Below are 13,178 nucleotides of genomic sequence, written 5' to 3'. Positions count from 1 at the left end.
CCTTTTCTATCCAAAATAGCGATGATAAATCGTCTTTGCTTCGCTTATATCTTTCGTTCCATGTACAAGTACACGACCATCTTTAAAAGCAACTAATCTCTTTTCTTCCACAGAAAATGATAATAAATATGGATTTACATTTAAATCATGCACACGATCATTCAGCAGCTCTTTATATCGTTCAAAATCTATTTCCTCTTTATGAGGTGGTCTAATTTGAACTGTATTTCTCCCGCATAACACTGCTGTTTTCGATGTATTATCTTTATTTAAATACGGATACAAGGCATTCCCTCCGCACGAAGGACAATTGTGCTTACGAAGCTTTTGCACATTCATACATGAATATTCATTCTTCCATACATCAAACGATACAAGTCCATCTCGAAGCGATTCGTAATCTTCTACTAACAGTTTAAGAGCTTCCGTTACTTGATGAGAAACGACGAGAGATACAGCAGGTGATATAATCCCCGCTGTATCACATGTCGCCCCGCCAAGCGGAATCGATTGTAATAAACAAGATAAACATGGCGTTTTACTAGGAAGAATTGTGTAAGAAAGGCCGTAACTCCCTACACATGCTCCGTAAATCCATGGAATAGAATGTTTTTGTGCTATATCATTCACAATGAAACGCGTTTCGAAATTATCAGTTGCATCAATCATTACATCAACGTTTGTAACGAGTTCTTCTAACTCCTCAGCTGTTACATCTTGAACGAGCGCTTCTACTCTTACTTCACTATTAATCTCTTCTAGACGCTTCTTCGCTGCTACAGCTTTCGGAAGATTATTTTTCACATCACTCTCTGCATACAATTGCTGCCTTTGTAAATTACTCCAATCGACATAATCTCGATCAACAATCGTTACTGTACCAACACCAGCTCTTACAAACATTTCTGCATTTGCACTACCTAATGCACCTGCGCCGATAATAAGCACATGCTTTTCCCTTATCTTTTGCTGTCCTTCTTCTCCAATTGGAGAAAATAGTTCTTGGCGAGAATATCGATTATTCAACTACGCTCATTCCTTCTAAAGGACTACTTGCCGTTGCACAACGCTTACGTCCAATACGACCTGCTTCAAATCCTAAACGGCCTGCCTCAATACTTAATTTCATTGCTTGTGCCATTTTAATAGGATCTTTTGCTCCTGATACAGCTGTATTTAATAACACGCCATCTGCTCCTAATTCCATCGCAAATGCCGCATCAGCCGGGCTACCAATACCAGCATCAACGATAACTGGTACTGTCGCTTGTTCAATAATGAAGCTCAAATTCAATGGATTTACAATACCAAGTCCTGATCCAATTGGAGATGCTCCTGGCATAATCGCATGCACGCCAAGTTCTTGTAATTTACGTGCTAATACAACATCATCAGATGTGTACGGAAGTACGATAAATCCTTCTTCTAGTAACATTTCAGATGCCTTTAACGTCTCTACTGGATCAGGTAATAACGTTCTATCATCACCAATAACTTCTACCTTTATCATGTCGCAAAGCCCTGAAGCTTTTGCTAATTTTGCAATACGAACAGCTTCTTCAGCATTTTTTGCTCCGGCAGTATTCGGTAATAACGTATATTTTTTCACATCAAGTTTCTCTAATAAATTAGGCTGCTTTGCATCAAATATATCCATACGACGTACTGCGAACGTTAAAACCTCAGCCTCAGATACATCAATTGCCTTTTGCTGCACATCAAAATCAGGGAATTTTCCTGTTCCTAATAAAAGTCTAGAATGAAATGAAAATGGTCCAATGTTTAACATAATCAACCGCCTCCTACGAAAGTTACAATCTCAATTTGGTCTCCATCAAAAACAGATGTATCTGTATGATCATCTTTTTGTAAAATATCTTTATTACGCTCTACTACAACAATTCTGTTATCTAACTCTAAATGTGTAAGTAGCTCAGCTACTGTTTTCACACTCTCTGGCACTTCAATTTGATTACCATTAATTTTTAAATTCAAACTTCCATCCCCTTTCTAAACTGTTTTAGAAAGCAATGAATCTAGCAAGTGATTCTCCTGCTTTCCTTCTATTAAATCAGCCATATATTGACCAGAAACAGGACTTAATAAAATACCGTTTCGATAATGGCCCGTGCAAGCATATAAACCTTTTATTTCTTCATGCTCTCCCATATAAGGAGCTTCATGATTCGATTGTGGTCTTAATCCTGCCCATGCACTTTCCCATTCAGCTTCTTTTAAAGCAGGCAATATTGTATACGCGCGCTCTAATATAGAAGTAATACTTTCTGGTTGCACAGTTTTATTGAACGTACGAGGCTTCATCGTTGCTCCAATTACGTAACGTCCGCCGCGCTTTGGTGCAATGTAAAATCTTTCTTGGAAAATAGGCGCCTTTAAAAGTGGTTTTCTACTTCTTACCGCTACTACTTCTCCTTTAACCGGATATGTACCCCATTCGCGGTGAAAATAACCTAGTAACTTCGTGCTCCATGAGCCACCTGCAATAACAACTTTCTCGCAAGTGATCATACCTTCGCTTGTCACAATTCCAGTCACTTTATTATTTTCAATACGAATATCAAACACTTCTGTCTGTTCATATATATCAGCACCCGAAAATGATGCGGAATGTGCGAATGCTTTCGTAAGCTCTGGTGCAATAACATGACCATCTTTTGGATAATATACAGCCCCTATAATTGACTCAGATAAATACGGCTCTTTCTCTCGTAAACGATCTCCCGCCAGAAAGTAAGAATCTTCACCGGTTTTCTGCTGCCAATCCATAATATGAAGAATTCTTTCCTTCTCCTCTTCATTTTGAGCAATGCGATAAATGCCTTTCTCTTCATACCCAATATCAATTCCTGTTTTTTCACGTAAAACTTCTGCAAGTTGTGGAAATATAGCACGGCTTTCTCTAGCAAGTTCAAATAGCGGGTCATACTCATCCCATTCTGCCTGCACCCCAAGTAAACCAGCGGCTGCTTTCGAGGCTTCAGATGCAATCTGTTGCTTCTCTACAATCGCTATTTTATGTCCTCTTTCTGCTAGAAAATGTGCAACTGAACTACCAATTACACCACCGCCAATTATCGCTACATCATACTTCTTACACATGTTTTTCCGCCCACTTTCTTATTGATTCCTTATAAGACTTCGCTTTGCTATACGGGTTACTACTACTTATAATCCCAGACATAACAGCAATACCACTGACGCCGTTAGCAAGAACATCTCCAGTGTTTTCCGGAGTGATTCCTCCAATTGCTGTAATCGGTATGGATAAACACTTTGCAATGTCTGAAATTTCTTCAAGCCCTCTCGCTGGCACACCTTTTTTACAATCTGTCGGAAATACATGACCATAAACGAGTGAATCCGCGCCATTCTTAAATGCATCAATCGCCTCTTCTAAAGAATGTACAGAATAACCGACATGCAAATAAGAAAACTTTTCTTTCACTGACCTTACATCTGCGCTTCGATATCCTAGCTGCACGCGCGGAATGTTTAATAAAATAGCAATATCAATTCGATCATTTATCACTATTTTTGATGCTGGAAAGCCTTTCTTCAAAAGACTTTCCACACCTTCATACAATTCCTTCGTGCTTTTCTCACGCTCACGAATATGCAAATAATCAATTTCACTTTCAATTTGCATCGCTACATTCACTAACTCTTCGAATGACATGTGACCATTTGAGATTACATGAAGCTCATTTTTCATATTCATTCGCCTACTTTAAAATGTTTTCGAATAACTCATCGGCCGGAACGATTTCTTTCGTCATTCCTTTATCTTTCAACCATTTATTTTGTTTCTCCCATGACTCTTTTGAATCTGATAAAAATGGTTCATCCTTCGTTTCCATTTTCTCTAATAAAATTTTCATACTTTCTTTTTCAACTTCTGGTACAAGTGGGAAGTTTTCTTTTTCCTGATGATTTAATAAAATATTTAATGCTTCATCTGGATTTTTCTTCATGAAATCATAACCTTTTTTCGTACCACGTAAGAAAGCTTGCAACGCTTCTTTATCTTTTTTCAACGTTTTATCACCTGTTACAAATACAAGCTCATGATAATTCGGTACACCGTAATCTGCTGGATTAAAGTATGCTGGTTCATGACCTTCATGACGCATAACAGGTACTTCATGGTTAATGTATGCCCCCGTTACCGCATCCACTTTTTTTGTAATTAATGCTGGTACTAAATCAAAACCAACATCGACTACTTTCACTGTATCTGGATTACCACCAGCTTCTTTTACCATCGTTTTTAAATACATCTCACTTAAAGGTGTTCCAGAATATCCAACTGTTTTACCCTCTAAATCTTTTGGCGATTGAATGCCTGCAGACTTCAGCGATACAACATGATTTAATGGTGAACGTACAACAGCCCCAATTGATTTCACTGGAATTTGTTCATTTGCTTTTGCCATGACAACATCTGGCTGATAATATAAGCCCACTGTTACTTTTCCTGCAGCTGCTAACGTTAATGGGTCAGTCGGATTAGAAGGGAATTTAATATTTACCTTTACTCCTTCTTCTTTAAAGTAACCTTTTTCAATTGCCGCATAAATAAAGCTATGTACCGCATTTGGGTACCAATCAAGCATGACCGTTATTTCTTTCTCTTTTTTACTTTTTTCCGATGCTGAATTACTCGAACATCCAGCAATCATTGCAACTAATAATGTAAACACAAAGATGCGCTTTAAAAATTTCATGAATGCTTCCTCCAACTAATGAATTTTTTTTCTACTAACGAAATAAGTATGACGAAGAGAATAGCTAATAATGATAACAATACAATGGGGGCAAATACACCTGCCCCGTCTAACTGCGTCATCATTCTCTTACTGAAATATCCTAGCCCCGCTTGTGCACCGAGCCATTCACCAATTGCCGCCCCAATTACACTAAGCGGTACTGCAATTTTTAAAGCTGAGAAAAAATAAGGAAGAGCAGACGGCAATTTTAATTTAAGAAAAACATCTTTTTTCGTTGCCCCATACGTAACTAAAAGCTCTTCCCATTCTTTTTTCGTACTGCGCAGTCCATCATACGTATTAACCGCAATTGGGAAAAACGTAATTAAAACCGTAACAACAACCTTACTCCAAATCGTATATCCAAACCATAAAACAAATAGCGGAGCAAGCGCTGTAATAGGAATCGTTTGCGAGGCAACTAATAATGGATAAAATGCTCTCTCCATCCATGTACTCGCATTCATTAACATCGCTAGCCCTACCCCAAGTACGATAGAAATAGCCACCCCTATTAAAACGACATATAATGTTGCTGGCAAATGAACTGTAAATAATATGTCTTTTAGTTTCCATATCTTCATTACAATCGCAGACGGTGACGGTAAAATGTACATTTCATCTACAATTCTTGCGCCTACTTCCCAAAGAGCAAGTAAAATACTAGAAAGCGTAAGAGCAGGTAATAGCTCCTTCAACCGGTTCATCATACGAGTACCTGCCTTTGCAACATACTAAGAAGCTCATCTTTCAGCGCTAATACTTCTGGTTTATATAAATCTTTCCTTGTCCGATTATGATCAAGCGGTACAATCCTCTCGGTTAAAGTAGTTATCGGTTGCTGCTCTACTACTAAAATTCGATTAGAAAGAAACAATGCTTCTTCCACATCATGAGTGATAAATAAAATTGTTTTTTCCCACTCTTTCCATTGTTCAAACAACCATTCTTGCAAAGAGGCCTTCGTTAAAGCATCCAACGCACTAAACGGTTCATCTAACAGCAATATCTCCCCACCTGTTAATAAAGTTCGAATAAAGGATACACGTTGTCTCATACCACCAGATAAATCTTTCGGATATTTTGTCTCATACCCTTGTAAGCCAAATTTATGCAATAGTTCCTTCGCCTTTATTTGTGCTTCTTTCTTCTGTACACCTTGGCACTCTAACGGCAGGGCAGCATTCTCAATAATCGTTCTCCACGGCAAGAGCATATCTTTTTGGGGCATATATCCTACAGGATGGCTCTTTGTCTCTGTCAGCTCTATCTGTCCCGTACTTGCTTCTTCTAAACCTGTAATAAGGCGAAATAAAGTACTTTTCCCGCATCCACTCGGTCCGATAATGCTTACAAACTCTTTATCTTGTATAGAAGCATTTAATTCATTAATGATTGGCTTCTCATCATAATGAAAAGAAACATTATGAAACTGTAGTATGTTCTTGCTCCTCAAATCCCCACATCTCCTTACGGTAGGACATATCCCAGAATAAATATTCAAATCGACTGGAATATAGGAAAATCTCCTCTAATCGATCTAGCTCTTTTTCAGACTTTCCAACTGCCATTTCATTTAATAAATCGATTAACCAAACACAAAGGTTGCCATATTCTTCAGAGCTATAGCCTTGAATCCACTCACCAAAGAACTCATGATCTCTTGCTCCAGGAATATCATTTAAACGCTTTCCAATCTCCCAGTAGCTCCACATACATGGAAGAAGTGCTGCTATTAATTCCGCAAGTGTGCCATTTTGAGATACAGACATCATGTAATTTGTATAAGCTAAATTTTTAGCAGATGGCTTTGCAGACTCTATCTCCTCTATAGAAATTCCAAGTCTTTTTGCATACTGTTTATGAATGGTCATTTCTCCATTTAATATCCCATCAATTTGTTCAGCAAATTTCCCCATAACTTGTGGATTTGTTGCCTTTACAACACCGATCGCATATAACTTTGCATAATCTAACAAGTATAAATAATCTTGAATAATATAATACTGAAACTTATCTTTTTCTAACGTACCATCCCCCATACCTACAACAAATGGATGATTATGACTCATCTCCCAAACTGGTTGTACAGTTTCTAATAATCTATCGCAAAATTTCATTTCTCTATCCCCTTTCAATTTATATATCTAAATAAAAAACCACTTCTAAATAAGAAGTGGTTACAGCAAATAAAATTATAATTTATTCGTTGCTCCACTTCCCTTCGCTAGTATTACCTAGATCAGGTCTGTAAGGGTTAAGGATTATTCCTCTCTCAGCACAACAAGCACCCCTAGTGGTTTCAATATGAAATTTTCAAATAAAAAAGCCCCGTTTCTATACGCAAAGAAACGGGGACTCATTGTTAGTGTCCGAATTGCTTCCCTACGCTAGCATAATCTAGATCAGGTAATAAAAAGGATCAAAGACTTAAGGCCTTACTCTCAGCTGGCAACACCAGCTCTCCTAGCAAACTATAAAATTATCACTGTCAGTATAACATCGTAATAAGACATCATCAACTGTTTTAATTTTCTCAATTGTCAACAAAATAACAAAACCATATAATACTTATATTCTATCTTAGAAATTATTATCCTAATGAATTGGATAAAAAGGAATCATTATCCTCAAAAAATTTATTTTTATATTGATTTCATATTACATTTATGTGAATACACCCACTATATTATATCTTTATACTATAATAAAATTACAACTATACAACTAGAGGAGGTCTCTATTATATGAATATGAAAGCTACTGCTTTAACAGCAACTACTGTCGCAATTGCTTCTTTACTTCCTTCTATGGGAGAAACAAATGTACAAACAGCCAACGCTGAACAATTATCTAATATGAAAACTGGATATGTCAAAGTCGATCAAGTAGCCTTACATACAAAAGATAACGCAAATAGCTCATCAATTGATACAATTCGCTTTAATACGAAAGTGAATATACTTGAAACAACTAATGGCTGGTATAAAGTATCTGTTAATAATAAAGTAGGTTACGTACAAAAAGATTCTATTCTACTAAAAAACAAACTTCAATCTAATAATCAATATATCGTCAATGCCAATGCATTAAACGTTCGTTCTGAACCTAATTTAGAATCTTCAATTTTAGATGTATTACCAAATGGGAAATTCGTTACTATTCAAGAAGAACAAGGTGAATGGTATAAAATTTTACATAATGGCAAAACAGGTTACGTACAAAAGGCATTCGTATCTAATGGTTCACAGCCTTTAGTAAAAGGCATCACAGTTCAAAATAATACGAAATACACAGTTGCAACACCTAAACTTAATGTGCGTAGCAACGCTAGTACAAGTAGTGCACTACTTGGTTCATTACAAAATGGTACACAATTACAAGTAGTGGAAACTGTAGGAACTTGGTATAAAATTCGTTTTGGCACAGGATACGGATACGTGGCAAAGCATTATGTAGTGCAAAATCAATCACAAGCTCAAACGGCTCAACCTACTTCCATTCCAGCCGTTTTCAAATTCCCTACTCAAGGAAAAATTAGCTCAACCTTTGATATGCGCTGGGAACAAATGCATTATGGTATAGATATCGCAGCTCAGGGTAATGTCTCTATCCAGGCGGCGGCTGCAGGTAAAGTCGTGAAATCATATTATTCAGCTAGCTATGGCAATGTTGTGTTCATCGCCCATCAAATAAACGGGAAATTATATACAACAGTCTATGCTCACATGAAAGATCGCACTGTACAAGCTGGTGATCAAGTACAAGCTGGACAATTAGTAGGTCATATGGGAAACACAGGTCATTCATACGGGCAACATCTTCATTTTGAATTACACAATGGAGAATGGAATTTTGAAAAAACAAATGCAGTAAACCCACTGCCATATTTAGTTAGGTAAATTGTATGCCACGCAATATCAATATACCTCTCTTAGTTGAATACTTAGCCTTTTTAGGCTTAATCTGTTGCTTAGTAATTTATAATACAAATACTGTATTTTTATCTATTATCATTGCTTTTGTTGCTTTAGAAATTATGATGGAAGCTTTTCAAGTTCAACTAAAACAAAAAATTGCCCATATTTATAATGCCATCTTTCTATTAAGTGCTTTAATAACAAATATTATTAGTAATGGTTTTTATTTATCTACCGTATTTCCCGTATTTTTTATGGCTGTTTTATTATTCATAGCTAGATACATTCATGTCCCTAATAACAAAAAACACGAACAAGAAGCTTAGAAAGAGGAGACACTGTGTACCAATCTTTCAAAGATAATCCGATAAAATATATATTGAATTTATACAAAAAAACAAATACTTTTTTTGGTATACAAGGAAGCTATACGGCACAATTTCTCCTTTATGGAATGTTATTTCTCGTCTTAATTACATTCTCCTTGCTTTACTAATAAAAAAGGATCTCACAATTGAGATCCTTTTAATTTATATAGAAAATGCTCTTTATCCGCAAGCATATTTTTCATAAATAAAGCTAAGATTATATTTTTTCTCTAAGCTCATTCTTTGTTCATCATCACACCAATAGAACAGAATATCATGAATCGTTGCATAACGCTTATTTTTAAGAAACAGTTTAAAGAAAGATGGTAAACAGTCATGTAATTGTATAAATATATAATTGCGTAATATTTCTTCTTTATATTTAATGCCCTTACAAATATACAATAATTCTTCACAATAATATGCATGTTGTGGAACTTGGATCATTTCAAAAAATGGCACATATGATAATAACTTTCCAATAAAATGATCATATCGATCCATTATCCCTATCGTCATATGCTCCATCATATCTTTCATTACATATAAATAATCATCTACATGAGTAGTCTTGAGTGGGTCTAATCGATCTGAAATTTGAGAAAGTACAGCCCTTTGGCAAGCTAACACCGCTTGACTAGGTCCATAATATGATAGAAAGTCTGTACACTTACGATACTTTCGTAATAAATCATATGTATATAAGTCATAAACAAAAGTATTACAATACATCGCTAAACTCATCATATCACTATTTAATTGCTCTTTTGATAGTGACTTAGCTCTCTTACACATATAAAAAAATGTAAATTCTAATACTTCTTTATGGGATAATAAATGTTTACAGTCTTTTATACATTTCTCATTAAATTTAACTCTATCCCAAATTTCTACATCCCCATCAGTTAATTCACCAATACGATATTTAATTATTAAATAGTTTAAAGCAACCGCCTGCGTCAAAAGATCCCACGTTTCATATTCCAATGAAGTATGAACAAACTCAGCTAGCCCTTGAGTTACCATAAAAGTATTCGCTTCTTCATACCAACCAATTTCTTGGCATAAGCGAAGAATACGTACTAAAGTTGGAATTTCGTCTTTATGAAATTGCGGTAAATTCTTTGCTTTATTCATTCCATATACGATAAATGCCGCTAAATTTTCTTCTTTATAAAATTCTTTTTCTTTCCACACTAATATAGTTCGCTCTTTCCCTTCACCTTTTGGATGACAAGGTACAAGCAAAGAAAATAATTCAGCGAAATTATTTGGTTCTATATATGTATCTGTAACCAAATTCCAATTTGGATCGCGCTGTACAGCCTTCATATAATTCCCCTTCCCTTTTGTCTACATAGGAAATATTAATCCATTATTACATCATTAACAATAAATATTGTTATATTCGAAATCAATCATAATACTTATATCTATCAGTATATCATTTTTTCTCTTATTTATAATTAGGAATGACAAATTTAAATAAACTGTCGAAATTACTCACTGTATACTTATTATATAATGGCTCAGATACATCATGCTAACATATTAGCTTAACCCTATATACTAGAATAATGTATCTGATTTTTATACGTAACGTATTCCACTAACTAAAGTCTCACTTCATTCCGTATGCTCTGATATTTCACTTAAAGCAAATCCCGCTTGATCATCTGCCGATTCTTTTATAGCTAAATCTCCTAGTGCTAACATCCCAACGAGTTGACCACTCTCAACTACTGGCAATCGTCTAATTTGATACTGCGCCATTAACTCTGTAGCCTTTTCAATAGAATCATCTGGAGAAACTGAAACAATGTTTGTTGTCATTACATTTGTAATTTTATTAGATCCAGGATGTTTTTCAGCAATCCCTCGAACAACTAAATCTCGGTCCGTAACAAGACCAACAACTTGTTCATTTTCAACAACCGGGATCAATCCAATCGATTCTTCTTTCATCTTCACAGCAGCTTCATATACATTGTCTAACGGTGTACACTGTACAATATGAGTGCTCATCAAGTCTCTCACTCGTGTCATTTGTATCTCCTCCTTTTTATACATACCATAGCTTTTCCTAAATCCCTTTATTTATTTCAGGAAAATCAGTTGATAAAGGAGAATGAACGCACAATAAAAAAGAGTCAGCATATTGCTGACTCTTTTTTTATGACCCGTACGGGATTCGAACCCGTGTTACCGCCGTGAAAGGGCGGTGTCTTAACCACTTGACCAACGGGCCATGGCTCCGCAGGTAGGACTCGAACCTACGACCGATCGGTTAACAGCCGATAGCTCTACCACTGAGCTACTGCGGAATAATATATGGTGGGCCTAAATGGACTCGAACCATCGACCTCACGCTTATCAGGCGTGCGCTCTAACCAGCTGAGCTATAGGCCCATATACTTTACAGGGGCAGTAGGAATCGAACCCACACTGGAGGTTTTGGAGACCTCAGTTCTACCTTTAAACTATGCCCCTAAAGGATGCCGACTAGAGGACTTGAACCCCCAACCTACTGATTACAAGTCAGTTGCTCTACCAATTGAGCTAAGTCGGCATAAAAAAATGGTGGCTCGGGACGGAATCGAACCGCCGACACGAGGATTTTCAGTCCTCTGCTCTACCGACTGAGCTACCGAGCCAAACATAAATGGCGGTCCCGACCGGGGTCGAACCGGCGATCTCCTGCGTGACAGGCAGGCATGTTAACCACTACACCACGGGACCATTTGGTTGCGGGGACAGGATTTGAACCTGCGACCTTCGGGTTATGAGCCCGACGAGCTACCGTGCTGCTCCACCCCGCGATGATAAAATATTTACTTTAGAAAAAATGGAGGAGGTAGAGGGATTCGAACCCCCGCGCGACTCTCGCCGCCTGTCGGTTTTCAAGACCGATCCCTTCAGCCGAACTTGGGTATACCTCCATGAAGGAAAAAATATTTTATTATTTATGTCTAAACCATTTTAAAAGAAAATGGAGGAGGTAGAGGGATTCGAACCCCCGCGCGATTCTCACCGCCTGTCGGTTTTCAAGACCGATCCCTTCAGCCGAACTTGGGTATACCTCCGAGACATATAATAAATAAAGTGGAGCCTAGCGGGATTGAACCGCTGACCTCCTGCGTGCAAGGCAGGCGCTCTCCCAGCTGAGCTAAGGCCCCATGTTTTTGGGAATATCGGGAAGACAGGATTTGAACCTGCGACCCCCTGGTCCCAAACCAGGTGCTCTACCAAGCTGAGCCACTTCCCGTTATTAAAAGCGCGCCCGAGAGGAGTCGAACCCCTAACCTCTTGATCCGTAGTCAAACGCTCTATCCAATTGAGCTACGGGCGCATATGGTGCCGAGGGCGGGGGTCGAACCCGCACGGTGGTCACCCACCGCAGGATTTTAAGTCCTGTGCGTCTGCCTGTTCCGCCACCCCGGCATGTCATATTGAAAATTGGAGCGGAAGACGGGATTCGAACCCGCGACCCCAACCTTGGCAAGGTTGTATTCTACCACTGAACTACTTCCGCAAGACATGTATGAGTTATTTTATTAAAAGTGCGGGTGAAGGGAGTCGAACCCCCACGCCAAAGGCGCTAGATCCTAAGTCTAGTGCGTCTGCCAATTCCGCCACACCCGCATATTTTGTTAAAATGGTGAGCCATGAAGGACTCGAACCTTCGACCCTCTGATTAAAAGTCAGATGCTCTACCAACTGAGCTAATGGCTCTTAATGGCTGGGCTAGCTGGATTCGAACCAGCGCATGACGGAGTCAAAGTCCGTTGCCTTACCGCTTGGCTATAGCCCATTAATTAAGAATGGTGGAGGGGGGCAGATTCGAACTGCCGAACCCGAAGGAGCGGATTTACAGTCCGCCGCGTTTAGCCACTTCGCTACCCCTCCGACATATATGGTGGAGGATGACGGGATCGAACCGCCGACCCCCTGCTTGTAAGGCAGGTGCTCTCCCAGCTGAGCTAATCCTCCATTTTGCCTGGCAACGTCCTACTCTCACAGGGACAAGGTCCCAACTACCATCGGCGCTAGAGAGCTTAACTTCCGTGTTCGGTATGGGAACGGGTGTGACCTCTCTGCCATCA

The 13,178-nt window shown here is 38.2% G+C and carries 13 protein-coding genes, 20 tRNA genes, 1 rRNA gene and 2 riboswitches; of the genes, 2 read left to right on the top strand and 32 right to left on the bottom strand.

Translation table 11 applies throughout. The features are described 5' to 3' along the window. Window positions 1-6 precede the first annotated feature (6 nt). Genes thiF through tenA form a run of 9 tightly spaced genes read right to left on the bottom strand, consistent with a single transcriptional unit; the run spans window position 7 to window position 6,907 of the window. Window positions 7-1,026: a thiazole biosynthesis adenylyltransferase ThiF gene (gene thiF / locus ACTFRN_RS10635; RefSeq protein WP_088106533.1), complete on the bottom strand. Its 1,020-nt coding sequence runs from the start codon at window positions 1,024-1,026 to the stop codon at window positions 7-9. Next, window positions 1,019-1,789: a thiazole synthase gene (gene thiG, locus ACTFRN_RS10630; RefSeq protein WP_000931996.1), complete on the bottom strand. Its 771-nt coding sequence runs from the start codon at window positions 1,787-1,789 to the stop codon at window positions 1,019-1,021. The genes thiF and thiG overlap by 8 nt, the downstream gene beginning before the upstream one ends. A gap of 2 nt (window positions 1,790-1,791) precedes the next feature. Next, window positions 1,792-1,995 (bottom strand): sulfur carrier protein ThiS, encoded by a 204-nt coding sequence (gene thiS, locus ACTFRN_RS10625; RefSeq protein WP_001049505.1) that lies wholly within the window; start codon window positions 1,993-1,995, stop codon window positions 1,792-1,794. 15 nt (window positions 1,996-2,010) lie between these two features. After that, window positions 2,011-3,120, bottom strand: a complete 1,110-nt coding sequence (gene thiO / locus ACTFRN_RS10620) for a glycine oxidase ThiO (RefSeq protein WP_000335168.1) — start codon at window positions 3,118-3,120, stop codon at window positions 2,011-2,013. Beyond that, complete coding sequence (tenI, locus tag ACTFRN_RS10615) at window positions 3,113-3,733, bottom strand: thiazole tautomerase TenI (RefSeq protein ID WP_000787178.1); 621 nt, start codon at window positions 3,731-3,733, stop codon at window positions 3,113-3,115. Before tenI ends, thiO begins: the two co-directional genes overlap by 8 nt. Before the next feature lie 10 nt (window positions 3,734-3,743). Then, complete coding sequence (locus ACTFRN_RS10610; RefSeq protein WP_000670438.1) at window positions 3,744-4,745, bottom strand: ABC transporter substrate-binding protein; 1,002 nt, start codon at window positions 4,743-4,745, stop codon at window positions 3,744-3,746. Then, complete coding sequence (locus tag ACTFRN_RS10605; protein ID WP_011040017.1) at window positions 4,742-5,494, bottom strand: ABC transporter permease; 753 nt, start codon at window positions 5,492-5,494, stop codon at window positions 4,742-4,744. Before ACTFRN_RS10605 ends, ACTFRN_RS10610 begins: the two co-directional genes overlap by 4 nt. Next, on the bottom strand, window positions 5,494-6,243 hold the full coding sequence (locus ACTFRN_RS10600; RefSeq protein WP_001256806.1) for an ABC transporter ATP-binding protein: 750 nt from the start codon (window positions 6,241-6,243) through the stop codon (window positions 5,494-5,496). The genes ACTFRN_RS10605 and ACTFRN_RS10600 overlap by 1 nt, the downstream gene beginning before the upstream one ends. Next, window positions 6,212-6,907: a thiaminase II gene (gene tenA / locus ACTFRN_RS10595; protein ID WP_000666831.1), complete on the bottom strand. Its 696-nt coding sequence runs from the start codon at window positions 6,905-6,907 to the stop codon at window positions 6,212-6,214. Before tenA ends, ACTFRN_RS10600 begins: the two co-directional genes overlap by 32 nt. Window positions 6,908-6,989: 82 nt before the next feature. Then, a riboswitch (TPP riboswitch) is annotated at window positions 6,990-7,092 on the bottom strand. 60 nt (window positions 7,093-7,152) lie between these two features. After that, window positions 7,153-7,265, bottom strand: a riboswitch (TPP riboswitch). A 269-nt stretch (window positions 7,266-7,534) separates the two neighbouring features. Between tenA and ACTFRN_RS10590 the strand changes: the two genes are divergently transcribed. Both ACTFRN_RS10590 and ACTFRN_RS10585 read left to right on the top strand, forming a co-directional pair. Next, window positions 7,535-8,689 (top strand): SH3 domain-containing protein, encoded by a 1,155-nt coding sequence (locus ACTFRN_RS10590; RefSeq protein ID WP_001056047.1) that lies wholly within the window; start codon window positions 7,535-7,537, stop codon window positions 8,687-8,689. A 5-nt stretch (window positions 8,690-8,694) separates the two neighbouring features. Beyond that, entirely contained in the window at window positions 8,695-9,033 is a 339-nt protein-coding gene (locus ACTFRN_RS10585; protein ID WP_088106534.1) for a hypothetical protein, read from the top strand. Between the two features lie 222 nt (window positions 9,034-9,255). Here the strand turns inward: ACTFRN_RS10585 and ACTFRN_RS10580 are convergent, their stop codons facing one another. The 23 genes from ACTFRN_RS10580 to rrf form a co-directional block, all read right to left on the bottom strand. Next, on the bottom strand, window positions 9,256-10,407 hold the full coding sequence (locus ACTFRN_RS10580; RefSeq protein ID WP_014893303.1) for a DUF3965 domain-containing protein: 1,152 nt from the start codon (window positions 10,405-10,407) through the stop codon (window positions 9,256-9,258). Between the two features lie 294 nt (window positions 10,408-10,701). After that, on the bottom strand, window positions 10,702-11,121 hold the full coding sequence (locus tag ACTFRN_RS10575; protein ID WP_014893304.1) for a CBS domain-containing protein: 420 nt from the start codon (window positions 11,119-11,121) through the stop codon (window positions 10,702-10,704). 130 nt (window positions 11,122-11,251) lie between these two features. After that, a tRNA-Glu gene (locus ACTFRN_RS10570) sits at window positions 11,252-11,323 on the bottom strand. Window position 11,324: 1 nt separating this feature from the next. Beyond that, window positions 11,325-11,399: transfer RNA gene (locus tag ACTFRN_RS10565), tRNA-Asn, on the bottom strand. A gap of 8 nt (window positions 11,400-11,407) precedes the next feature. Next, window positions 11,408-11,484, bottom strand: a tRNA-Ile gene (locus ACTFRN_RS10560). Between the two features lie 10 nt (window positions 11,485-11,494). Continuing rightward, a tRNA-Trp gene (locus tag ACTFRN_RS10555) sits at window positions 11,495-11,565 on the bottom strand. A gap of 6 nt (window positions 11,566-11,571) precedes the next feature. After that, window positions 11,572-11,644 (bottom strand) — tRNA-Thr (locus ACTFRN_RS10550). 9 nt (window positions 11,645-11,653) lie between these two features. Then, window positions 11,654-11,729: transfer RNA gene (locus ACTFRN_RS10545), tRNA-Phe, on the bottom strand. Between the two features lie 9 nt (window positions 11,730-11,738). After that, window positions 11,739-11,814 (bottom strand) — tRNA-Asp (locus tag ACTFRN_RS10540). Between the two features lie 3 nt (window positions 11,815-11,817). Beyond that, window positions 11,818-11,894, bottom strand: a tRNA-Met gene (locus ACTFRN_RS10535). Window positions 11,895-11,921: 27 nt separating this feature from the next. Next, a tRNA-Ser gene (locus ACTFRN_RS10530) sits at window positions 11,922-12,014 on the bottom strand. A gap of 51 nt (window positions 12,015-12,065) precedes the next feature. Then, a tRNA-Ser gene (locus ACTFRN_RS10525) sits at window positions 12,066-12,158 on the bottom strand. A gap of 20 nt (window positions 12,159-12,178) precedes the next feature. Continuing rightward, window positions 12,179-12,251: transfer RNA gene (locus ACTFRN_RS10520), tRNA-Ala, on the bottom strand. 15 nt (window positions 12,252-12,266) lie between these two features. Continuing rightward, a tRNA-Pro gene (locus ACTFRN_RS10515) sits at window positions 12,267-12,340 on the bottom strand. A gap of 10 nt (window positions 12,341-12,350) precedes the next feature. Further along, window positions 12,351-12,424 (bottom strand) — tRNA-Arg (locus ACTFRN_RS10510). Between the two features lie 3 nt (window positions 12,425-12,427). Beyond that, window positions 12,428-12,516 (bottom strand) — tRNA-Leu (locus ACTFRN_RS10505). 16 nt (window positions 12,517-12,532) lie between these two features. Then, window positions 12,533-12,607: transfer RNA gene (locus ACTFRN_RS10500), tRNA-Gly, on the bottom strand. A gap of 29 nt (window positions 12,608-12,636) precedes the next feature. After that, window positions 12,637-12,717 (bottom strand) — tRNA-Leu (locus ACTFRN_RS10495). 14 nt (window positions 12,718-12,731) lie between these two features. After that, window positions 12,732-12,807: transfer RNA gene (locus ACTFRN_RS10490), tRNA-Lys, on the bottom strand. Between the two features lie 4 nt (window positions 12,808-12,811). Beyond that, window positions 12,812-12,886, bottom strand: a tRNA-Gln gene (locus ACTFRN_RS10485). Window positions 12,887-12,897: 11 nt separating this feature from the next. Continuing rightward, window positions 12,898-12,981 (bottom strand) — tRNA-Tyr (locus ACTFRN_RS10480). 8 nt (window positions 12,982-12,989) lie between these two features. Then, window positions 12,990-13,065, bottom strand: a tRNA-Val gene (locus tag ACTFRN_RS10475). Window positions 13,066-13,070: 5 nt separating this feature from the next. Then, window positions 13,071-13,178, bottom strand: a 5S ribosomal RNA gene (rrf, locus tag ACTFRN_RS10470); the annotation flags it as partial.

Origin of the sequence: Bacillus cereus group sp. MYBK245-2, from assembly GCF_051916145.1 — a bacterium.
GTDB classification, from domain to species: Bacteria; Bacillota; Bacilli; order Bacillales; family Bacillaceae_G; genus Bacillus_A; species Bacillus_A pacificus.
This window is presented reverse-complemented; position numbering and strand designations above follow the sequence as displayed.